The sequence below is a fragment of the Acinetobacter sp. YH01003 genome, assembly GCF_013420525.1.
GTDB lineage: Bacteria > Pseudomonadota > Gammaproteobacteria > Pseudomonadales > Moraxellaceae > Acinetobacter > Acinetobacter towneri.
Window position 1 is genome coordinate 680,059 of the sequence record NZ_VOXY01000001.1, and the last position, 22,437, is coordinate 702,495.

Below are 22,437 nucleotides of genomic sequence, written 5' to 3' on the forward strand. Positions count from 1 at the left end.
TTAGCTTTCTTATTTTAGATTGTAGTTTTCAAAGCTTATCTGTCTTAGATAAGCTTTTTTTTTGCTGTTTCGTATCTGAAATCAAAAGATCCTATGTGCTAACGAATGGTTAGCTTTTCGACCAAATAGTCGATAAATACACGTACAGCAGGTAATAAACCACGGCGTGATGGATAGACGGCATGGAAAATACCATGCGGTGCGTGCCAGTCGGGTAAAACACGAACCAATTCACCCGATGCAACATAATCTTCAACAATCGTGTCAGGCAACAACACAATGCCACAATTTTGTCGTGCCAATTGCGCTAGCATCATTAAATCTGAACCCATGACTGTAGGGTTGACCTTAATTTTTTTCGGTTGCTGTTGTTGATCATGCACAACCATGTATTGATCTAAATGCTCATCCGACATGCTTAAAATTTTATGATGACTTAAATCTTCAGGTTTTTTCAAATCGCCAAATTCATTCAAATAAGCCTGACTGGCAAATAGATGTTGTTCGATGTTGCTGAATTTGCGAATCACCAAACTTGGATCATCATCTAAATTTGAGCGGACACGCAGGGCAATGTCGATCCCTTCGTTGACGATATCGACACGACGGTTGCTGACAATTAGCTGTACTTTAATTTCAGGGTAGGCTTTCAAAAACTCAGGCAAGATTTTGGCAATTTCATTTTGTGCAATTGAAACAGGTAAGCTGACTTTAATTACACCACGCGGTTGAATACTTAGGTGATCGACCAAGTCGTGCGCGGCTTGGGCAGCATTCATCATTACTTGCGCATGCCGATACACATTCATACCAATTTCTGTGACCGCAAAATGACGTGAGCTGCGCTGAATTAAACGCACACCTAAGCGTTCTTCTAGGTTGTGTACGCGTCGGCTAAGTTTGGATTTTGGAATATCGGTGGCGCGTTCTGCTGCACTAAATCCACCATGTTCGACCACTTGGGCAAAACAAGAAAAATCATCCAAATCTGTAAGCATGACTAAATTCCATTTATGCAACAATACTTAAATTAAAGTGGCATCGTTGCATGTTGTCAATCTTTAATTGTGCTTTATTGCTGTGCTTTTTGCAGAATCTCTAAAACTTGTCGGTATTCTTCTAAACGGGCTAAATCACGTGCTGTAGGATTGGGAATCCGCGTTAAATTCATGTTGTCTTGCACATCTGCAATTTTTACAGCACAGGCAAGCGGGTTTTGTGCAGTACGCATAGCCGCTTGAACACGAGTTTCATGCGGCAGTTTGGTGAGCACCTGAATTGCTTGAATAATATGCGTTTGAAATCCTAAATTTTGCAGGTCTTGTGCTGTGGTGTGGGTATCTTCAAGAATGTCGTGCAGTACAGCGACAATTTGCTGATCGGGCTGTTGTAATTGCAACATTACACGTAAGGGATGCAAAATATAAGGCTGACCGCCTTTATCTAGCTGCCCTGTATGTTGTTGTACTGCAAGTGTAATTGCATTTTCTAGAGTTGCCATAAGTATAATTAAAAAAATTTCTATAATTATAAGCCGTGCTTAGCGCAAAATATAGAAATTGCTTGTTATGATGCAAACAGATTTTATGTTTATCTATTTTACTATTGGTGATGCTGCTCTATGCCATATCAACTCATTGAACTGAATACGCCTGCGACTGAAAATTTGCTTTGCCCACATTGCCAACATGCTGTTATTGATTGGGCAGAAGAACAATATATTCAGCCTTGCGAGCATACTTTGTTTGTCGCAATGGATTTGGGTTTTGAATATGCCTCAGATGTATTTGAACAAACCATGCCACGCAGTGTCGATGAAATTCATGCACATGATGATCAGTTGGATATGTGGCAAGAACTGACTTCAAGTCGTTATCCGCAATATTTGATTTATAAAACGGATTTAGGCGTGCAAGGTTTATCTCGCTATGTTGGATTTACCGCGGCTTAATTGCACTTAACTTAGAGAGTCTAAGATATAAAAATAGGGAAATTCAAAAGCTGAATTTCCCTATATTTTGATGGATTAGATATTTTTTCTGCGTTTAGCTCTCCATATCTTCTTCTATTTCATCATCGGCACTGTCCATTCCTAATTCTTTGAGTTTTCGCGTCAAAGTATTACGTCCCCAACCCAATAATTCAGCGGCATGACGTTTACGTCCACGGGTTTGTTGCAGTGCAGCATTAATTAAGGTGCGTTCAAACATTGGAATGGCGATATCCAGAAGTTTCATCTCGCCATTTTTTAACTTTTGTACTGCCCATTGCCCAAGTAATTCATCCCAATGCTGCATAGATACCCGATCTGCCACATGAAGCGCAGAATGTTCGGCTAATTTTTCAATTGGAATTTGCTTGAGTTCGGTTGGTAAATCTTCAGGATAGACCTCACGTCCTGTAATCATCACGGTAAGCCAGCGACAAGTGTTTTCCAATTGGCGCACGTTACCTTGCCACGGCAATTGCTGCATATATTCGACTGTTTCAGGACGCAATATTTTTGGACTCACGCCTAATTCTTTGCCTGCACGTGCCAAAAAGTGCTGTGCCAACATTGGAATATCTTCACTGCGATGCGCCAGTTTAGGAATATGAATCCGAATGACGTTCAGGCGATGATATAAGTCTTCACGGAAGCGTCCATCTTGTACCAGTTTTTCCAAATCCTGATGTGTTGCTGCGACAATCCGTACATCCACTTTGACAGGAATATGTCCACCAACCCGATAAAATTCACCATCTGCCAAGACGCGCAATAAGCGGGTTTGGGTTTCAAAAGGCATATCACCAATTTCATCTAAAAACAAGGTGCCGCCGTTGGCTTGTTCAAAGCGTCCCTGACGTTGTGTATTGGCACCTGTAAATGCACCTTTTTCATGTCCAAAAAGTTCGGTTTCAATCAAATCTTTCGGAATGGCTGCCATATTCAGCGCAATAAATGGTTTGCTGCTACGCGGTGAGTGGCGATGCAGTGCATGCGCCACCAACTCTTTGCCTGTACCTGATTCACCATTAATGAGCACAGTAATGTGTGATTGCGATAAACGACCAATCGCACGAAACACTTCCTGCATGGCAGGCGATTCACCAATAATTTCTGTCGATTGAATTGGCTGCACTGTCGATTTTGCAGATTCTTGCTGTTGTAGTTTGGTGATATGCAAAATTGCACGATTGACTAAAGCAAGTGCTTCATCAATATCAAAAGGCTTGGGTAGGTATTCAAATGCACCTGTTTGATAGCTAGATACTGCCGATTCTAAATCGGAGTGCGCAGTCATAATAATCACAGGCAAGTCGGGATAACTGACTTTGACTTTGCCAAGAAAAGTTAAACCATCAATTCCAGGCATGCGAATATCGGTCAAAATTACATCGGGTGCATCTTGGTTTAACTCATCTAGTGCAGACTGTGCTTCTTCAAAACTGGTGACTTCAAAACCTTCTTCTCTAAAAGTTTTTTCCAGTACCCAGCGCATTGCACGGTCATCATCAATCACCCAAATTTTATTTCGCGACATGACTCGCCTCCCAAGGTAAATATAAGCTAAATATTGTTTTTCCTGGAATGGATTGGCATTCAATCATTCCGTTATGTTGATGCATAATATTTTGTGCGATGCTCAAACCAAGTCCTGTACCGTTTGCGCGTCCAGTCACCAATGGATAAAACACGGATTCTAAAATGTCTTCAGGTACGCCTGGGCCGTTATCTTCAATATCAACACGTACGGTAGAACGATTCAGCACACCATTAATGGTAACCAAGCGTTGAATACGAGTTCTTAAAATCAATTCAGGTCGATGCTCGGTAAAGAAATCGGGATGTTCGGTCATGGCTTGTACTGCATTGGCGCAAATATTCAGCATGACTTGAATCAATTGATCGCGGTCTGCCATGACTTCAGGTAAAGAAAGGTCATAATCACGGATAATATTTATTTTGTTTTTAGTTTGATTGACGATCAGGCTGCGCACCCGTTCTAAAGGTTCGTGAATATTGACCAGTTCATAGCTTGGTAGTTGGCGTGAGCCGAGCATGGTATCGGCCAAGTTTCTTAAACGATCTACCTCGCTAATAATAATGTCGGTAAATTCATCATATTTCGGGTCATTTAAACTTCGTGCTAACAGTTGTGTCGCACCACGAATTCCTGCAAGCGGGTTTTTAATTTCATGTGCCACACCACGAATCAGCTGACGTGCGACTTGATGCTGTTGAATAAAGTTTTCTTCTTTGGAAATTTTGAGCATCCGATCAATCGGATTCAATTCAATCAGCAAAAGAGGATGATAAGGCTTGCCTGCATTTAACTGTGATGCAGTGTAATCGACATGAATATCTTTAAAATTGACATTAATGGTCGCTTCACGGCGGGTGTAGGGTTGACCTGTTTTGATGGTATTCAGGAAAGCCTCTTGCGTATTGAACTCATCATCAGGCATGTGCAGCAAATTTAAAACGGGTTGCCCCGAAGCGCGAATTAAACTGATATCAAACAATGCTTCACAAGACGAGTTTAAATAAAAAATATTCAGGTCACGATCAACCAGTAAAATTGCGGTGCTGAGGTTATCCACCAAAAGACGATAGTCAATGCTCTGGGTCTGATCCATTCGTGAATGCTTCCTGTATGAAATATTGTGCAAGGGCATTGTCATGTGTCAGCCATGTTCCAAATTTGGATCGAATTGAGGCGAATTAAGCAAAATGCACGCCAACTTTTCGTTTTTAGTGCATTTATCACTGAAGAATCGGAAAAATGCGCAGGAACTGGACTGAATTTTCAAGATATAACGGATAACAGAAACACTGTAAATAAAAAATGCATTAAAATGGTGCAATATTTAAATCATTCAGCCTGAATGGTTGTATTTTGGTGCATTATGCAAAGAGTCGGCTATTTCTCTATTTTTATGCAAAGAAAAGTCATACAATACGCGCATTCTAGTGGAGTGCAGATTCTATGAAATCCCCCAAAGTCGGTTTTGTTTCTTTAGGTTGTCCTAAGGCATTGGTAGATTCCGAACGAATTTTAACTCAGTTAAAAACTGAAGGTTATGATGTCGCATCTGATTATGAAGGTGCTGACTTAGTTGTTGTCAATACATGTGGTTTTATTGAATCTGCAGTACAAGAGTCCTTAGACGCGATTGGCGAAGCCATGAATGCCAATGGTCGTGTCATTGTGACAGGTTGCTTGGGTAAAGATGAAGATAAAATTCGTCAAATGCATCCCAACGTATTAAAAGTGACTGGCGCGGCTGCTTATCAGGACGTGATGGAAGCGGTGCATCAATATGTTCCTGAGCCACCAAAACATAATCCATTTATTGATTTGGTACCTGAACAAGGCATTCGTTTGACGCCTAAACATTATGCCTATCTTAAAATTTCAGAAGGCTGTAACCATCGCTGTACTTTCTGCATCATTCCAAGCATGCGTGGCGATTTAGTTTCGCGTCCTGTGGGTTCGGTATTAGAAGAAGCTGCAGCACTGAAACGTGCAGGCGTAAAAGAAGTATTGGTAATTTCTCAAGATACTTCTGCCTACGGCGTAGATACCAAATACAAATTGGACTTTTGGAACGGTCAGCCTGTTAAAACCAAATTCTATGATATGTGTGAAGCCTTAGGGCAATTGGGTATTTGGGTGCGTTTGCACTATGTCTATCCATATCCGCATGTGGATGCTGTAATTGATTTAATGGCACAAGGCAAAATTTTACCTTATTTGGATATTCCATTCCAACATGCCAGCCCGAAAGTATTAAAGTTGATGAAGCGACCTGCGCACAGCGAAAACACGTTGGAGCGTTTAAAACTTTGGCGTGAAAAATGCCCTGAGTTGGTGATTCGTTCAACCTTTGTGGTGGGTTTTCCAGGCGAAACAGAAGAAGATTTCCAAATTTTGCTCGACTGGCTAAAAGAAGCGCAATTAGACCGTGTTGGTTGCTTTACTTATTCACCTGTTGAAGGTGCGGCAGCAAACGACTTGCCAGATCATGTGCCAGAAGAAATCAAGCAAGAACGCTATGAGCGTTTTATGCAGGTTCAGCAAGAAATTTCAGCAGCTAAACTGCAAAAACGTATTGGTCAAACCATGACCGTGTTGGTAGATGATTTGGAAGAAGAATTTCCAGTCGCAGTGGCACGTTCTTATGCAGATGCGCCAGAAATTGATGGCAACGTCTTTGTAGAAGATATTGACAAGAGCGTGATTAAAGCAGGTGATTTACTTGAAGTTGAAATTACCGATGCCGATGAATACGACTTATTTGCCAAGCTGATTCAGGTCAAATCTGCATAATGCTTTGCAGATTTGGATTGCTAGCTGTAAGCCATACAAATTGTAAAAAATTAAAGTTTAGAATTTAGAATTGGAGTAATGACAATGTTAGATTCAAAAAAGCCACGTTATGCACGTATCTTGTTGAAACTATCGGGTGAGGCACTTGCGGGTAATAAAGACATGGGGATTGATGCGCAAGTGCTCGATCAAATGTCTTTGGCAATTGCACACTTGGTCGGTTTAGGTGTGCAAGTGGGTATTGTTGTCGGTGGTGGTAACTTATACCGTGGCAGCCAATTACAAAAAGATGGCTTAGTTGGCCGTGTAACAGGCGACCAAATGGGTATGTTGGCAACGGTGATGAACGGTTTAGCCATGCGTGATGCCTTGGTGCGCCGTAACATCAAAACCCGTTTAATGTCTGCATTGCCTATTGGTACAGTGGTTGAGTCTTACTCAAGCCGTGATGCGATTCGTCACCTGACTCAAGGTGAAGTGTGTGTGTTCGTTGCGGGTACAGGCAATCCATTCTTTACCACAGATACAGCAGCATGTTTACGTGGTATCGAAATCGAAGCTAACTTGATCTTAAAAGCGACCAAAGTAGATGGCGTATATAACAAAGATCCAAGCAAATACGAAGATGCGGTGAAATATGACACACTTACATTTGACCAGGTGTTGGATGAAAAATTAGGTGTTATGGATTTAACTGCAATCTGCTTATGCCGCGATCACAATGTGCCGTTGCAAGTTTTTGATATGAATAAAGCAGGTGCATTGCTTTCTGTAGTGATGGGCGAAAAAGAAGGAACTCACGTTACGAACTAATGTACGTGAGCCACAAAGCTCTTTATACTACGGTTTAATTTAACCCTATATTTTGACTTAAATTTTAGAATACAGTAAGGAAGATCTTATGATTAACGATCTTAAAAAAGACAGCGAAGAACGTATGAGCAAGACTTTAGAGTCTTTAGAACATGGTTTTGCCAAAGTACGTACAGGTCGTGCACATCCATCAATTTTAAATGGTGTGATGGTTTCTTACTACGGTTCCGATGTGCCACTTAACCAAGTAGCCAACATTGGTGTAGAAGATTCACGTACCTTATTGGTTCAGCCATTTGAGCGTTCAATGGTGTCTGCAATTGATAAAGCAATTCGTGAGTCAGATTTGGGTCTAAACCCAATCACAGCCGATGCAATTCGTGTACCGCTTGCAGCATTGACTGAAGAAACTCGTCGTGACATGCAAAAAGTTGCGCGTTCTGAAGCAGAAAATGCCAAAGTTGCTATTCGTAACATCCGCCGTGATGTATTGGGCGACATCAAAGCATTATTGAAAGAAAAAGAAATTTCTGAAGATGATGAGCGCCGTGCAGCAGATGACATCCAAAAAATCACAGACAAATACGTTGCAGAAGTAGACAAGCGTCTTGCTGCAAAAGAAGCTGAGTTGATGAAGGTCTAATCAATGACCACATCGGAAGACAGCGCGTCTTTGCCAAAACATGTTGCCATCATTATGGATGGCAACAATCGTTTTGCAAAAAAAAATCAAATGCAAAAAGGGGAAGGACATCGCTCTGGTAAAGATGTACTTGACCCGATTGTTGAACATTGTAGAAAAAAACACATTCAAGCTTTAACCGTTTTTGCTTTTTCGAGTGAAAACTGGAATCGTCCGCAGTTTGAAGTGGATTTACTCATGCAATTGCTGGAAACCACAATTCATGAGCAATTACCACGCATGGAAAAATTCAATATTGCCTTACGTTTTATTGGTGATCGTTCACGTTTGTCGCCGCATTTGCGTGAGTTAATGTTGCATGCCGAACAAAGGACTGCTAATTTCAACAGCATGACACTCACAATTGCCATTAGTTATGGTGGTATGTGGGATATGGCACAAGCTGCAAAACAAATTGCAGCAGATGTTGTGGCGCATAAAATTGATATTGAACAAATAGATACACAACTTTTTGGTCAATATGTCAGTCTGGCAGACCTACCACCTGTCGATCTGTTGATTCGTACAGGTGGCGATTTTAGATTGTCCAACTTTTTACTTTGGCAAGCTGCGTATGCTGAATTGTATTTTACCCAAACCTTGTGGCCTGAATTTAGCATAGAAGAATTTGACGATGCACTGGCAGTATTTGGTGGTCGCGAACGTCGTTTTGGTAAAACTTCTGAGCAAATTCAACAAGAGAAAATTGAGAATTAATACATGTTAGAGCGGATTATTACCGCATTGGTATTGGTTGCTGTGGTGTTGAGTTGTATGTTTGCAACTCAGTCGCACTATCCAATGTTTATGCTGATGATTGTTGCAGCAGGGGTTGCGGGCTATGAGTGGTTCAAACTCATGCCAAGAAAAACTAAATATGTCCTCAAACCTGTGGCTTGGGGCTTTGGTGTATTGACTGCCGCTTTGGCAGCAATGGCACTTTATTTTAGTGATATTGCCTTGTTACTTTGGGCAGCTTCTATTTTGACATGGTTACTCAGTATTTATTGGGTCAAGTCTTATCCAGAATACGATGCATGGTATAACCCAAGCTTAAGTTTTATTGGTTTTATTCTAATTTCTGCTGCGGTCACTGCAATTTTTTCCGTATGGAATAGTTCGCCGTGGTGGTTAATGTACTTGTTCTTGTTGGTTTGGGGTGCAGACTCAGGTGCTTATTTTGTTGGGCGTAAACTGGGCAAGAAAAAACTTGCACCGAATGTCAGTCCAAACAAATCAGTAGAAGGCTTATATGGCGGTGTTTTTACTGCCATGCTAATCGTGATTGTTGTTGAAGTGGTGTATTTAGACCTGACTTTGGCACAACATATTTTATTCCTGATTCTTTCGGTGATTACGGTATTTAGCTCGGTATTGGGCGATTTATTTGAATCCATGATCAAACGCCGTGCAGGTATTAAAGACTCTGGGCGCGTCTTGCCAGGTCATGGTGGTGTGCTAGATCGGATTGATTCTTTGCTTGCAGCAGCTCCAATTTTTGCTGCGGGTATGTATGTTTTAAAACTTATTGGCGTAGATTTATAAATGTCACAAGCTGTTTGTATCTTGGGTGTGACAGGTTCAATTGGACAAAGCACCCTAAAAGTACTGCAACAACATCCAGAGCAGTATTCAGTTTTTGCCGTGACGGCGCACAGCCGAATTCAAGAACTGGTTCAAATATGCAAACAGTACCATCCTAAAATTGTGGTTGTACCTGCGTCAAAAGTTGATGAGTTACAGCAATCACTTGCACAGCAACATATTTCTGAAATTGAAATTTTAAGCGATGAGGCGGGTTTAATCGCAGTTGCCGAACATCCTGAAGTGGATGTGGTGATGGCAGCCATTGTCGGTGCGGCAGGTTTATTACCTACACTGGCTGCGGTTAAAGCGGGTAAGCGCGTGTTATTGGCCAATAAAGAAGCCTTGGTGATGTCGGGCGACATCATGATGCAGGCGGCACGTGAACATGGTGCCTTGTTATTACCTGTAGATTCTGAACATAACGCGATTTTTCAATGTTTGCCTGAACATTATTTACAAACCGAAAGAAATGGACAACCTCAGCTAGGTGTATCACAAATTTTACTGACTGCTTCGGGCGGCCCATTTTTAAATCATAGCCTAGAAGAACTGCAACACGTTACCCCTGCACAAGCCTGCAAACATCCAAATTGGTCTATGGGACAAAAAATTTCGGTAGATTCTGCAACCTTAATGAACAAAGGTTTGGAATTAATCGAAGCGTGTCATCTTTTTGCAATTTCAGAACACTTTGTTACAGTTGTGGTTCATCCACAGAGTATTATTCATTCCATGGTTCAATATGTGGATGGTTCAACTTTGGCACAAATGGGTAATCCTGATATGTGTACGCCAATTGCGCATGCTTTGGCATGGCCGCAGCGTATCCAAACGCATGTTCCGCCTTTAGATTTGTTTGTCAATCATCAGCTTGATTTTCAAGCACCCGATACCACACGTTTTCCTGCCTTAAGTCTGGCACGTCAAGCCATGCAAGAAGGTGGTCTGGCGCCTGCTATTTTAAATGCAGCAAATGAAATTGCAGTTGCAGCATTCTTGCAGCAAAAAATTCGTTTTACTGAAATTGCGACAGTGGTTGAGCATACCTTGAACCAAATACAAAATTCAGCCGCAGAAAGCATTGAACTGATTTTGCAGGCAGACCAAAATGCTCGTGCTATTGCACAGTATTTTGTGTTGAATAAAGGAAGCTAAAGCATGAGTGCCTTATTTATTGTGGTTGCAGCGATTCTTTTGCTAGGACCTTTAATTGCAATTCATGAGTTTGGGCACTACTTTGTTGCACGTAAATTAGGTGTCAAAGTTTTGGTGTATTCCATAGGCTTTGGGCCAACCATTTTAAAATGGACGTCTAAAAAATCGGGGATTCAATATCAGCTTTCGGCACTGCCTTTGGGTGGCTATGTCAAAATGCTTGATGAACGCGAAGAAAACGTTGCAGAAGCAGACCTACCTTATGCCTTTAATCGTCAGCATCCGTGGAAACGTATTGCGATTGTGGCAGCAGGTCCGTTAATCAACCTGATTTTTGCCATATTATTGTTCTGGCTATTATTTTTACCCTCTCAAGAACAGTTGAATACCCGTGTGGGTAAGGTACTGGCAGATACACCTGCGGCGGCAGCGCAAATGCAAGTAGGTGATAAGATTACCGCCATTGATGGTACGCCTGTGACGACATGGGAAAAGCTGAACTTTGCCTTGGTAGATCGTGTAGGTGAAACAGGCAAGATCCAGGTACAGGCGGAACGCGCAGGTGAAATCAAAACATTTAGCTTACCCATTCAAAATTTCTTAAATGATCAATCCCAATCACCTTTAGATATCTTGGGTTTTACACCGTATCGCCCACAAATTCCTGCAATTGTCAGTAAGTTAAGTGAAGATGGTGCGGCCATTCGTCAAGGTATGCAAGTCGGCGATCAAATTATTGCGATTGATGGCGTCAAAATGAATGACTGGTACGATGTGGTACAAGTTGTTCAAGCATCGCCAGAAAAATTACTGAAAGTAGATGTGCTGCGTAACAATCAAGTACAGCAACTGGAAGTGATGCCGCAAGGCAAACGTGACAATATGGGCAATGTTTCGGGTGTATTGGGTGTGCAAAGTGATCCTGGAAAAATTGTCATTCCAGAAGATTATAAGCAAACCATTCAATACAGCCCGAGTGAAGCTTTATTTATGGCGGTAGATAAAACAGGTCAGCTGTCTAGCATGATTCTGAATTCTATTGTCAAAATGGTACGTGGTTTAATTGGTTTCGATAACTTATCTGGCCCAATTACCATTGCTAAAGTTGCAGGACAAAGTGCGGAAATGGGGTGGCAAACTTTTATTTCCTTTATGGCACTTATGAGCGTAAGCTTAGGAATTCTAAATTTATTGCCAATTCCAATGTTGGATGGCGGGCATTTAGTTTATTATTTTATCGAGCTGATTCGTGGAAAACCTGTTTCTGAACAAATACAATTAGTTGGTTTAAAAATTGGTATGGTACTGCTTGGAAGTATGATGCTCCTTGCATTATTTAATGACATTATGCGTTTATAACAACGTAGATACGAAATAAATTTAACACTGGAAAAGACTGGCATGCAGCACACACATTTATTTATGCCCTTGGCACTGGTTAGTGCAATGGCGGCAACACAACAAGTATATGCAGCAGATGAATTTATTGCGCGAGATATAAAAATAGATGGTCTTGTTCGTTTAACGCCAGCCAATGTCTATGGAATGATTCCAGTGAATAGTGGTGATCGTGTCAATGAAGCAGTGTTGGCCAATGCGATTCGTTCACTCTATGCCACAGGTTTGTTTGATGACATTCAGGCCAGTCGTGAAGCCGACACTTTAGTGTTTAAAGTGGTTGAGCGCCCAATCATTTCTAAGGTTGAATTTAAAGGCAATAAACTGATTCCAAAAGAAGCGTTGGAAGATGGTTTAAAGAAAATGGGTGTGGCTGAAGGTGAAGTACTGAAAAAGTCAGCACTACAAACTTTAGAATCTGAACTTGAACAGCAGTATATGCAGCAAGGTCGTTATGATGCGGATGTACGTGTCATTACCACAGCACGTCCAAATAACCGTGTAGATTTAACTGTAGAATTTGTTGAAGGCAAAGCCGCCAAAGTGGTAGATATCAACATCATTGGCAATACGGTATTTAAAGAAAGCGATATTAAGCAGGCGTTTGCTGTTAAAGAAAGTAGCTGGAGTTCGATTGTTACTCGTAATGACCGCTATGCACGCGAAAAAATGGCAGCAAGCTTGGAAGCATTACGTGCGTTATATCTTAATAAAGGTTATATCAACTTCAATATCACTAACTCTAGTTTGAATTTGAGCGAAGACAAAAAGCATATTTTTGTTGAAGTTTCGGTGGATGAAGGCGAGCAATTCAAGTTTGGAGAAAGTAAGTTTTTAGGCGATGCTTTATATAAACCAGAAGAACTTACAGCACTGCAAATTTATAAAGATGGTGAAACCTATTCACAAGAAAAAGTGAATGCGGTGAAACAATTGTTGCTGCGTAAATATGGTAATGCAGGCTATTACTATGCCGAAGTTAATATTGTGCCGCAAATTGATAAAGAAACGAAACTGGTCGATTTAAACTACTACATTAACCCAGGTCAGCAAGTTACAGTGCGTCGTATTAACTTCGCTGGTAACAGTAAAACTGCCGATGAAGTACTACGTCGTGAAATGCGTCAAATGGAAGGCGCATTGGCAAGTAATGAAAAAATTGACTTGTCTAAAGTCCGTTTAGAGCGTACAGGTTTCTTTAAAACCGTCGATGTTAAGCCTGTGCGTATTCCAAATGTGCCCGACCAAATTGACTTAAATGTAAATGTAGAAGAACAGCACTCAGGTACCAGTACTTTAGCGGTAGGTTTCTCGCAAAGCGGTGGTGTGACGTTCCAAGCTGGTTTAAGCCAAACTAACTTCTTAGGTACCGGTAATTCGGTTTCGATTGATTTGTCGCGTTCTGAAACACAAGACTATTATAACTTGAGTGTGACTGATCCATACTTCACGATTGATGGTGTGCGTCGTGGTTACAACATGTACTACCGTAAAACCAAACTAGATGATAACTATAACGTTAACAACTATGTGACAGACAGTTTTGGTGGTGGAATTAACTTCGGTTATCCAATTGATGAAAACCAAAGTATTAGTGCAGGTTTAAATATTGATCAGACCGAAGTAACCACAGGACCTTATGTTTCAACTTATGTCGCAGACTATTTAGAGCGCCATGGGGGTAAAGAAACCAAAAGTGACGAATATTGTCCAGATGATTTAGTCCCTATTAAAGATGCAAATGGTGATGTAGTAGGGTATGAGCCTTGTGCAAATCCAATTCCTTACGGCAAAGAATTTAAAGGTGATTTCCTTACGTATAACCTAAATTTAGGTTGGTCATACAACACTTTAAATCGTCCGATTTTCCCAACCAATGGTATGTCGCATCGTGTTAATGCTGAAATTGCTTTACCCGGTAGTGATGTGGAATTCCAAAAAGTGACCTATGATGCACAGGCTTATATGCCATTAGGTCATGATTTTGTCTTACGTGGCTACGGTAAGTTAGGTTTTGGTAATGACTTACCGTTCTATAAGAACTTCTATGCAGGTGGTTATGGTTCAGTACGTGGTTATGACAACAGCACCTTAGGCCCGAAATATCCAGGTGTTTATTTCTCTGATACAAGTCAAACGGATCGCTCACCTGAAGAAGTTGGTGGTAATGCTCTAGTACAGTTCGGTACAGAATTGGCTCTACCAGTGCCATTTAAAGGAGATTGGACGCGTCAAGTCCGTCCAGTAATTTTTGCAGAAGGCGCACAAGTTTTTGATACTCAGTGTAATGTTTCTGATTCAAATATTTTTGTGAATGGTGCTTCTGTGAATGCCAAGCAATATTGTAAAGACAATTATGGCTTCGACTTCGGTGAAATGCGTTATAGCGTGGGTGTAGGCTTTACTTGGATTACCATGATTGGCCCATTATCACTCAGCTATGCGTATCCGTTGAATGATAAACAAGGCGATGACACTAAAAATATCCAATTCGAAATTGGTCGTACTTTCTAAGTACGACCCATGTTGGATTGTTTAAACACAGGATGTAGCACATGAAAAAAACAATATTGAGTTTGGCATTGTTGGGTTTATCTACAATGGCTGCAGTAGCACATGCTGCAGGCTATGGTGTGGTAAGTTTAGAGCGTGTTGTAGAAAATAGCAGTTATCTCAAACAGCAAAATCTAGCTTTGCAGCAGTCGGTCAAACCACAAACCACTAAGCTTGAGCAACTGGCAAAAGAGCTAGAAACCATGCAGCAACGAGCGCAGCAGGCTACGAATTTGTCAGATGCTGAAAAGCAAAAAATGAATACTCAGTTTCAAGCGAAATTGAAAGAATTTAATGGTTTGCAACAAGTAGTGCAAACTCGTGTTCAGTCAGAATTGCACAAAATTAACGATGGTTTTGAAACTCGTTTAAAGCAAGTTGCTGAACAATTGCGTAAAGAAAATGGTTTAGATGTGGTTTTGAATAAAAACTCAGCACTTGCCTATGACCCGAAGTATGATTTAACTGATAAAATGATCCAAAAGGTCAACGTACTTAAATAATCAATGAGTTCCCAACATTATCGCTTAGAAGAAATTGCTAGTTTAGTTCAAGGTCAATACATTGGACAAGCCGACTTACGTTTGCAAGGTTTGGCAAGCCTTGAGTCTGCTCAGGCGCATCAACTTGCATTCGTGAATGGCGATAAATATTTAGCGCAAGCACGTAGCTCCCAAGCGGGAGCTTTCATTGTGACAGCTTCACTACAAGCCGAGTTAGACAATCATCACAACTTTATTGTGGTCGATAATCCATATCTGGCTTTTGCGATTCTGACCCATGTATTTGAGCGTAAGCATACGCAACGTGGTATAGAAAGCACAGCCCAAATTCATCCATCAGCCATCATCGCCGATAGTGCCTATATTGGTCATTACGTCGTGATTGGTGAAAATTGCGTGGTGGGTGACAATACGATTGTACAATCGCACTGTAAAATTGATGACTTTGTCGAAATTGGTCAACAGTGTTTTATTGATTCACACGTGACTTTGACAGGCGCAGCCAAGCTTGGACATCGTGTGCGCATACACGCCAATACTGTAATTGGCAGTGAAGGCTTTGGCTTTGCACCTTATCAAGGCAAATGGCATCGTATTGCACAGTTGGGTTCGGTGATTATTGGCAATGACGTTCGTATTGGCTCGAATTGCAGCGTAGATCGCGGTGCACTAAATGATACAATTTTGGAAGATGGTGTCATTATTGATAACCTTGTGCAAATCGCACATAACGTCAAATTAGGTGCTCATACGGCCATTGCAGCAAAAACTGCCGTGGCTGGAAGTGTGACAATTGGCAAAAACTGTATCATTGGTGGTGGAAGTGCAATTTCAGGGCACTTAAATATTGCTGATAATGTGACTTTGACAGGAATGTCAATGGTCACAAATAATATTTCTGAATCAGGAAAATATTCGTCAGGTATAGGCTTGTTTGAAAATCAAAAGTGGAAACGTACTGTTGTGCGCCTCAGACAATTAGCAGATGTGCCATTGACCCAATTGGTGAAAAGACTTGATGATATGCAATCTCAAATTGAGTCCCTTGAATCAACTTTTAAATTGCGTAAATAATTATGATGACTGAGTCGAATTCTAGCACCTTCACTAAACCTGAATTGCCAATGCACATTCAAACCATTCGTGAATATTTACCCCATCGCTATCCGTTTTTATTGGTAGACCGCATTGTAGAAGTCACTGATAACGGTATCGTGGGTTATAAAAACGTATCTATCAATGAAGAATTCTTGCAAGGACACTTCCCGAATTATCCGATCATGCCGGGTGTTTTAATCGTTGAAGCGATGGCACAAGTGTCGGGTATTTTAGGTTTTATCATGAATAATGAGAAACCGAGCGCAGGTTCTTTGTTCCTTTTTGCAGGCGCAGAAAAAGTTCGATTTAAAAAACAAGTCGTTGCAGGCGATCAACTTGTATTAAAATCTGAATTAGTTATGCAAAAACGAGGCATTTACAAATATAATTGTATCGCCACCGTTGATGGCGTCGTCGCAGCAACCGCGGAAATTATGGTTTCGCATCAGAAAACAGAGCAAGCATGAGCAATAACCCACTCATTCACCCAACCGCTATTATTGACTCATCTGCAGTAATCGCTTCAGATGTCACGATTGGTCCATACTGTATTATTGGCCCAAATGTAACGATTGGTGAGGGTACAAAACTTCATTCGCATGTGGTGATTGGTGGTTACACCCGTATTGGTCAGCACAATGAAATTTTCCAGTTCGCCAGCGTAGGTGAGGTCTGTCAGGACTTAAAATATGCAGGTGAGGAAACTTGGCTAGAAATTGGTGATCACAACAAAATTCGTGAACACTGCAGTTTGCATCGTGGTACGGTGCAAGACAATAGCCTGACCAAAATTGGTAGTCACAACTTACTTATGGTCAATACGCATATCGCACATGACTGTATGGTGGGTGATCACAATATTTTTGCCAATAACGTGGGTGTGGCAGGTCATGTGCATGTTGGGGATTATGTGGTTGTCGGTGGAAATTCTGGTATTCACCAATTCTGTAAAATTGACTCTTATAGCATGATTGGTGGTGCATCGCTCATTCTTAAAGATGTGCCTGCGTATGTCATGGTTTCTGGTAATCCTGCACATGCATTTGCAATGAATGTGGAAGGAATGCGTCGTAAAGGCTGGTCGAAGGATGTGATTCAAGGTCTTCGTGAAGCCTTTAAACTCATTTACAAATCTGGATTAACCACTGAGCAAGCCATTCAGCAAATTCGCATTGATATTTTGCCAAATGTGGCAGAAGCGCAGCGTTTAATTGATTCTTTAGAGCAATCTGAACGTGGTATTGTGCGTTAAGCTTTGAGTTTGTCGAATGCGGCAAGCTTCAGAATATTAAAAGACATCCTCGGATGTCTTTTTTATTGGCTTATTTAAAGAATCTTGCTTCTTCAGACTTTGGGTATTGGCTCAGAATTTTACTTTTGTATTGCGCTGCCAAAGCAGGTTTGTGATCTACATCTTGCGCAATACTATATAAACGATATAGGGCACTTGATGCTTTTGCAGATTGAGGGTACTTGGTTGCCACAATTTCAAAATTCTTTTTGGCTTCGCTGTAATTGGTCGGTTCAATCGCTAAATTAAACTCAGCTAACCAAAAATAAGCATTGCTGATATACACACTGTTTGGGTGGTTTTTAATAAAGTTTTGCATGGGTGCAATGGCTTTTTTAGCACCACCTTGTTTATAGGCATCCAATGCAACAGTATAGGCTGCTTTTTCTAGCTCAATATTGGTATTTAAACCTTGAGCTGTTGGGCTAACATGCGTTGTATTTTGCGCAGATTGCGGGGCATTGCTATTTAACTGGTTGTTGCTGGTGACTGGGTGCAGTATCCTTTTGGTTATCCTCCTCAGCGGTAGGAGTAGATTCAGGGTCTATTTTTTGCTGGAGCAGTTCTAGACGTTGATCTAAATCGGTATAGCGATTTTGCAATTCATGTTTGAGCTGCGCAATTTCATTGTCTTGTTCTTCAATTTTGCCGCGTAACTGGCGGATGTCATTTTCAAGTTGCTGGTTTTTTTGCATCAACTGCCAATTGATATTGGTGGGTACATTGGCAGTTGCCATATTACTCGTTGCAATCGCAGGGCTATTGGCATACCTAGCACTGCTTTGGCTGAGATTGTGGCTTTCAATTGGAATATTGGCAAATATAGGCGTTGAGCACAGTAGGGCAAGAGCACAAAGTGCATGCTTTTTTAGCATAATTGAACATCCATCTTAATCTTGTGTAGGTGAGTCCTTGTAAGCATATTGGACTCAACCTGTTGATTTGGTCATTTTCCACATTTAAAACGTCCACGCGTGGAATTGCAATAAGCTTTTACAAACTTATCATCAATCTCAGCGCAATATGGGTAAATCTAGGATTTAAATCTCGAAATAATTTTATGATGGGTTAGTTAGACTAAATTTTAAATGACGTTATTCTATAAATGTCTTCAATTGTTTTTAAAATAATCAATTGGATAGCATTATAAAAGGAAATACAGAACAACGCTTGCAAGTTTGTTAAAAATCTCTATACTCTGTTTTTGCAATGGTAGCCCTGCTGGTTACTTCGCAATTGTACTCTACGAACCCCGTCAGGACCGGAAGGTAGCAGCGGTAGTGGAACTATGATGTGCCGAAGGCTTGCTGGTAGGGTTGCCACCAGTTTTGAAATAATAATTCTATTTATCTTCTACTTATTTTGATCTTATATCCACTATTTTAAAAATCCTGCTCTTTCCTACGAATTGCTTTCATAATCGCATCCATATCAAAGCCCCGATACTGTAAAAAACGAATTTGTTTGGCTTTAAGTTTTGGCTCGTTTGCGACTTCTGTGCCGAATTTTTTCACTTTCAGTTGATAGGCTTGTTCTGTCCAATCAGTTTCTTTAAGTTCTTCTGAAATTAAACTGCTATCCACTTTTTTGTTTTTAAGAGCCATTTTAATACGATTTGGCCCTTTACCTTGCCGCTTTTGGCTAGCCAGTAACATTTCTGCTAGGCGTTGATCACTCTGATAATTTTCACGTGCCAATTCATTGACTAACTCAATCACTTCATCACGGTTTTCTGCATATAAAGCCAGTTTTTCAATTAAGTCATTTTTAGAATATTCTTTACGCGTTAAGACAGCAAAGGCGTAGCTGCGTAGACGAGAACCTGTTAGTCCTGGGCGTTTGTTTTGCTGTTCGTCTTGGTCTTCATTGTGATTGTGTTCTTGATCATCAATGGCTTCCGTATGAGCAGGGTATTGTTTATTAATGTTAGGCGCAGAATTTGAGGCAAAATGCAGGGCAGACGTTGTTTCGGAATATATCTGCTCAGTTCGGCTACATGATTGCTCATCTTCGCCAAATTGTTGTTTTAGCGCAGCGTAATCAATCAGTTTGGGGAATTTGTCTTCAGGCATGGTAATGCTTCCATATACAATAAAACGCTCCGTAGAGCGTTCTATTTAATTCAGTTTGTTGTGTTCATATTAGCGTATGCTTAAACATCAAGTAAGTCGAATTCTTCTTCGTCTTTATCTTCTACAGGTGCTGCTTGACCTGTCGTGAGCAGTTGTTCACGAATAATCGCTTCGATGCCTTTAGCAAGCTCTGGATGTTCTTCAAGGTGGCGAATGGTGTTGTTTTTACCTTGACCAATTTTATCGCCTTGATAAGAATACCAAGCACCTGCTTTTTGCACGATATTTTGTTGAACAGCCAAATCGACCAGCTCGCCCAAATGGTTAACGCCTTTACCGTAAAGAATCTGGAACAATGCTTCTTTAAATGGAGGCGCCATTTTGTTTTTCACAACTTTGACTTTGGTTTCAGAACCAATAATCTCGTCGCCTTCTTTCACCTGACCTACACGGCGAATATCTAAACGAACAGAAGCATAGAACTTCAATGCGTTACCGCCAGTTGTGGTTTCTGGGCTACCAAACATTACACCAATTTTCATACGAATTTGGTTAATGAAGATCACCATACAGTTCGAACGTTTGGCATTACCTGTGATTTTACGCAAGGCTTGGCTCATTAAGCGCGCTTGTAAGCCCATGTGTGAATCACCCATTTCACCCTCAATCTCGGCGCGAGGGGTTAAGGCAGCCACGGAGTCGACTACAATCATGTCAATTGCACCAGAACGTACCAACATATCGGCAATTTCAAGGGCTTGTTCACCGTTGTCTGGTTGCGATACTAAAAGATTGTCAATATCTACACCAAGTTTACGTGCATATTGAGGATCAAGCGCGTGTTCGGCATCAATAAAGGCACAAGTTCCACCAGCTTTTTGACATTCTGCAATGGCTTGCAAGGTCATAGTCGTTTTACCTGATGATTCAGGGCCGTAAATTTCAATGATACGACCTTTAGGTAAGCCACCAATACCCAATGCAATATCTAGGGTCAATGAGCCTGTAGATACGGCTTCTACCGCTTGCACAGTGTTGTCACCAAGACGCATGACTGTGTTCTTACCAAATTGCTTTTCAATCTGGCTTAACGCAGCGTTTAACGCCTTGCTTTTATTCTCATCCATCTTACAACCTCAATACGATGTCACGAAACAATATACTCAAGTGGATGCATTTACTTAAATCTTTTCCACATGCAATATAGTGACAGAATTTGTCCTGTAGTTCTATTTATATCACGGGCTGTACGACAGCCTGTGACGCTCTATTTAATCATCATTATATGACCAAAATTGGTCAAATTGCTGATCATTCTCTTGTTTAAATTTGCTGATGTCACGACGGTCTTTTTTACTTGGTCGATGATCAGGTCGTGCTAGATTATGCAACTTTCTTTGGGTCGCAATCAATTCCCTGCGTGCAATACTCACTTCAGTTTCTTCATAAAGTTGCTGAGCGATGGGCGCAGGGCCACGCACGCCAGATAATGCCTTGACCAATACGGTTTTCTTATCAAAACCTTGTTGAATGGTCAGCTCAGTTCCTACACGAATTTCTTTGGAAACTTTAACACGCTCGCCATTGTGATGTACTTTGCCGCCTTCAATGGAAGCTTTTGCAATAGAGCGGGTCTTGAAAAAACGTGCAGCCCATAGCCATTTATCAATTCGGATCGTTTCAATGGCTTCGTGGGACGAAGTTTTAGGCATATTTTTGAGTGTCCTCAAATTGTTCTAAGACAGGAATTAAATCTGTTAATTGGTGCAACATAGGGTAATTACAAGTCTGACGCGTAGGTTTTGCTGAGGATGGCTGGGCAATACTATATAAGTGTCCAATCCCAAAGGCTTTAGCACCATTAAGCACCTTTTCGGTGTCATCTATAAAATAGCAATCTTCAGGATTAAATGCATGTTGTTGTTGCAATGTTTGCCAAAATTCAACGCGCTCTTTGGCATAACCAATACTTTCAGAACTAACAATCACTTCAAAATACTTTGCTAAACCTGTATGTGCTAATTTAAAGTCTAAACCTGCACAATCGGCATTGGTGGTGAGCCAAATGTGATAGCCATTATTTTTTAAATATTCCAGTAACTCGATAGCTTGTGGACGCAACGTGACTTGATCTTTATATTCAAGTTGCATCGCAAGCATATCTACACCCACTTTAGCCGTCCAAAAACGTGAGGAATACCACTCTAAGGTGTGGCTATGCGCTTGATAAAAATCGTATAAAATTTCTTTGCTGCGCTCTAAAGAACAGGCGTGTAATTCTGCATAGCGAATAGGCAGTTGTTCATTCCAAATAAAATCATCATAAGCGAGATCTAACAGCGTTCCGTCCATGTCAAACATGATGATATTTTTGTGCATTTAGACATCCTAAACCATAAAGCAATTGCCAAAAGGCAAATAAAACTGGCTCATTTAAACATGCTTGAGGCATAACTCAAAATGCTGTCTGATTATTCGCCAAATTGTGCTAGGCTAAATAAATAAGCACTGTACATGCGTTGCATATAAATTAGGTGAGATGGGGCAGTTGTAAAAAGTAACTGTAGCGTTCACAAAAACAATTTTTTTGACATATTTCTGTATTTGTTTGTCTGTACAAGCATAGAAATTGAATGGTAAATTTTTTAAATTAGGGAGCTAGTAATGGCTGAACAACAGTATTTAGATTTAAAACACTTAGATAAACAACTCGATGAGTTTGAGAAAAAGAAGAAAAAAATTAAGAAAATGCGTATCGGCTATAAATTATTTGCGCATTTAATGGGCGATGAAAAATTCGCCCATCATGTTTCAGAGTCGGCATTAAACCCAGATAAACGTAGTTAAGCTGTCATTAAAAAGTAAACATGTATTCTTTTCCGAATTGGTTTGATACTCTCTCCACCCATTGCTCTATTTTATCAGCTGTCATGACTTGAAAATCTCGCCAATAATATTTCATCTGCTTCCA

22 protein-coding genes, 1 other RNA gene and 2 pseudogenes are annotated in these 22,437 nt (G+C 40.8%); 15 read left to right on the plus strand and 10 right to left on the minus strand.

What is annotated here, in order from left to right:
• Positions 1–98 precede the first annotated feature (98 nt).
• Entirely contained in the window at positions 99–998 is a 900-nt protein-coding gene (locus tag FTT70_RS03245; protein WP_180096226.1) for a LysR substrate-binding domain-containing protein, read from the minus strand.
• Positions 999–1,072: 74 nt separating this feature from the next.
• Positions 1,073–1,501: a guanosine-3',5'-bis(diphosphate) 3'-pyrophosphohydrolase gene (locus FTT70_RS03250; protein ID WP_180168275.1), complete on the minus strand. Its 429-nt coding sequence runs from the start codon at positions 1,499–1,501 to the stop codon at positions 1,073–1,075.
• A 120-nt stretch (positions 1,502–1,621) separates the two neighbouring features.
• On the opposite strand from FTT70_RS03250, the gene FTT70_RS03255 reads away from it, so the two are divergent.
• Positions 1,622–1,951, plus strand: coding sequence for a hypothetical protein (locus FTT70_RS03255; protein ID WP_167845971.1), 330 nt, complete (start codon positions 1,622–1,624; stop codon positions 1,949–1,951).
• A gap of 94 nt (positions 1,952–2,045) precedes the next feature.
• On the opposite strand, the gene glnG is transcribed toward FTT70_RS03255, so the two are convergent.
• Both glnG and glnL read right to left on the minus strand, forming a co-directional pair.
• On the minus strand, positions 2,046–3,524 hold the full coding sequence (gene glnG / locus FTT70_RS03260; protein WP_096901419.1) for a nitrogen regulation protein NR(I): 1,479 nt from the start codon (positions 3,522–3,524) through the stop codon (positions 2,046–2,048).
• Positions 3,511–4,620 carry a nitrogen regulation protein NR(II) gene (gene glnL / locus FTT70_RS03265; RefSeq protein WP_004976718.1) on the minus strand — a complete coding sequence of 370 codons (1,110 nt, stop codon included), beginning with the start codon at positions 4,618–4,620 and terminating at the stop codon, positions 3,511–3,513. Before glnL ends, glnG begins: the two co-directional genes overlap by 14 nt.
• A 350-nt stretch (positions 4,621–4,970) precedes the next feature.
• On the opposite strand from glnL, the gene rimO reads away from it, so the two are divergent.
• The 12 genes from rimO to lpxA all read left to right on the plus strand — a co-directional run bounded on the left by rimO (position 4,971) and on the right by lpxA (position 17,355).
• The gene (rimO, locus tag FTT70_RS03270) at positions 4,971–6,314 is read left to right on the plus strand and encodes a 30S ribosomal protein S12 methylthiotransferase RimO (RefSeq protein ID WP_096901422.1); all 1,344 of its coding nucleotides are present in this window, start codon (positions 4,971–4,973) and stop codon (positions 6,312–6,314) included.
• An 84-nt stretch (positions 6,315–6,398) separates the two neighbouring features.
• Positions 6,399–7,127, plus strand: a complete 729-nt coding sequence (gene pyrH, locus FTT70_RS03275) for a UMP kinase (protein WP_004976712.1) — start codon at positions 6,399–6,401, stop codon at positions 7,125–7,127.
• Between the two features lie 88 nt (positions 7,128–7,215).
• The gene (gene frr / locus FTT70_RS03280; RefSeq protein WP_004976711.1) at positions 7,216–7,770 is read left to right on the plus strand and encodes a ribosome recycling factor; all 555 of its coding nucleotides are present in this window, start codon (positions 7,216–7,218) and stop codon (positions 7,768–7,770) included.
• Between the two features lie 3 nt (positions 7,771–7,773).
• On the plus strand, positions 7,774–8,526 hold the full coding sequence (gene uppS / locus FTT70_RS03285) for a polyprenyl diphosphate synthase (protein WP_004976709.1): 753 nt from the start codon (positions 7,774–7,776) through the stop codon (positions 8,524–8,526).
• A 3-nt stretch (positions 8,527–8,529) separates the two neighbouring features.
• Positions 8,530–9,354, plus strand: a complete 825-nt coding sequence (locus FTT70_RS03290) for a CDP-archaeol synthase (RefSeq protein ID WP_136143951.1) — start codon at positions 8,530–8,532, stop codon at positions 9,352–9,354.
• Positions 9,355–10,551: a 1-deoxy-D-xylulose-5-phosphate reductoisomerase gene (gene ispC, locus FTT70_RS03295; protein ID WP_180168276.1), complete on the plus strand. Its 1,197-nt coding sequence runs from the start codon at positions 9,355–9,357 to the stop codon at positions 10,549–10,551. It begins immediately after the preceding gene.
• Between the two features lie 3 nt (positions 10,552–10,554).
• Positions 10,555–11,910 carry an RIP metalloprotease RseP gene (gene rseP, locus FTT70_RS03300; RefSeq protein WP_179996386.1) on the plus strand — a complete coding sequence of 452 codons (1,356 nt, stop codon included), beginning with the start codon at positions 10,555–10,557 and terminating at the stop codon, positions 11,908–11,910.
• A 42-nt stretch (positions 11,911–11,952) separates the two neighbouring features.
• On the plus strand, positions 11,953–14,463 hold the full coding sequence (bamA, locus tag FTT70_RS03305; RefSeq protein WP_180160918.1) for an outer membrane protein assembly factor BamA: 2,511 nt from the start codon (positions 11,953–11,955) through the stop codon (positions 14,461–14,463).
• A gap of 41 nt (positions 14,464–14,504) precedes the next feature.
• Complete coding sequence (locus FTT70_RS03310) at positions 14,505–15,005, plus strand: OmpH family outer membrane protein (RefSeq protein ID WP_131261465.1); 501 nt, start codon at positions 14,505–14,507, stop codon at positions 15,003–15,005.
• A 3-nt stretch (positions 15,006–15,008) separates the two neighbouring features.
• A complete protein-coding gene (gene lpxD, locus FTT70_RS03315; protein ID WP_180168277.1) occupies positions 15,009–16,079 on the plus strand; it encodes a UDP-3-O-(3-hydroxymyristoyl)glucosamine N-acyltransferase in 1,071 nt (356 codons plus the stop codon).
• Between the two features lie 2 nt (positions 16,080–16,081).
• Entirely contained in the window at positions 16,082–16,570 is a 489-nt protein-coding gene (gene fabZ / locus FTT70_RS03320) for a 3-hydroxyacyl-ACP dehydratase FabZ (RefSeq protein WP_004976697.1), read from the plus strand.
• Positions 16,567–17,355 carry an acyl-ACP--UDP-N-acetylglucosamine O-acyltransferase gene (gene lpxA / locus FTT70_RS03325; protein WP_004976696.1) on the plus strand — a complete coding sequence of 263 codons (789 nt, stop codon included), beginning with the start codon at positions 16,567–16,569 and terminating at the stop codon, positions 17,353–17,355. Before fabZ ends, lpxA begins: the two co-directional genes overlap by 4 nt.
• Before the next feature lie 70 nt (positions 17,356–17,425).
• Here lpxA and FTT70_RS03330 read toward each other — a convergent pair.
• Positions 17,426–18,272 (minus strand): annotated as a pseudogene (locus FTT70_RS03330) (YbgF trimerization domain-containing protein).
• A gap of 341 nt (positions 18,273–18,613) precedes the next feature.
• Between FTT70_RS03330 and ffs the strand changes: the two are divergent.
• Positions 18,614–18,710: signal recognition particle sRNA small type (gene ffs, locus FTT70_RS03335), an RNA gene on the plus strand.
• A gap of 66 nt (positions 18,711–18,776) precedes the next feature.
• On the opposite strand, the gene FTT70_RS03340 is transcribed toward ffs, so the two are convergent.
• The 4 genes from FTT70_RS03340 to FTT70_RS03355 all read right to left on the minus strand — a co-directional run bounded on the left by FTT70_RS03340 (position 18,777) and on the right by FTT70_RS03355 (position 21,845).
• A complete protein-coding gene (locus FTT70_RS03340; protein WP_167845975.1) occupies positions 18,777–19,466 on the minus strand; it encodes a regulatory protein RecX in 690 nt (229 codons plus the stop codon).
• Between the two features lie 80 nt (positions 19,467–19,546).
• Positions 19,547–20,593, minus strand: a complete 1,047-nt coding sequence (gene recA / locus FTT70_RS03345) for a recombinase RecA (RefSeq protein WP_004976691.1) — start codon at positions 20,591–20,593, stop codon at positions 19,547–19,549.
• A gap of 144 nt (positions 20,594–20,737) precedes the next feature.
• Positions 20,738–21,178 (minus strand): RNA-binding S4 domain-containing protein, encoded by a 441-nt coding sequence (locus FTT70_RS03350; protein ID WP_131261462.1) that lies wholly within the window; start codon positions 21,176–21,178, stop codon positions 20,738–20,740.
• Positions 21,171–21,845 (minus strand): HAD-IA family hydrolase, encoded by a 675-nt coding sequence (locus tag FTT70_RS03355; RefSeq protein ID WP_096901429.1) that lies wholly within the window; start codon positions 21,843–21,845, stop codon positions 21,171–21,173. The genes FTT70_RS03350 and FTT70_RS03355 overlap by 8 nt, the downstream gene beginning before the upstream one ends.
• Before the next feature lie 285 nt (positions 21,846–22,130).
• Between FTT70_RS03355 and FTT70_RS03360 the strand changes: the two genes are divergently transcribed.
• Entirely contained in the window at positions 22,131–22,313 is a 183-nt protein-coding gene (locus tag FTT70_RS03360) for a hypothetical protein (protein WP_257229349.1), read from the plus strand.
• Between the two features lie 7 nt (positions 22,314–22,320).
• On the opposite strand, the pseudogene FTT70_RS03365 reads toward FTT70_RS03360, so the two are convergent.
• Positions 22,321–22,437 (minus strand): annotated as a pseudogene (locus FTT70_RS03365) (transposase); the annotation flags it as partial.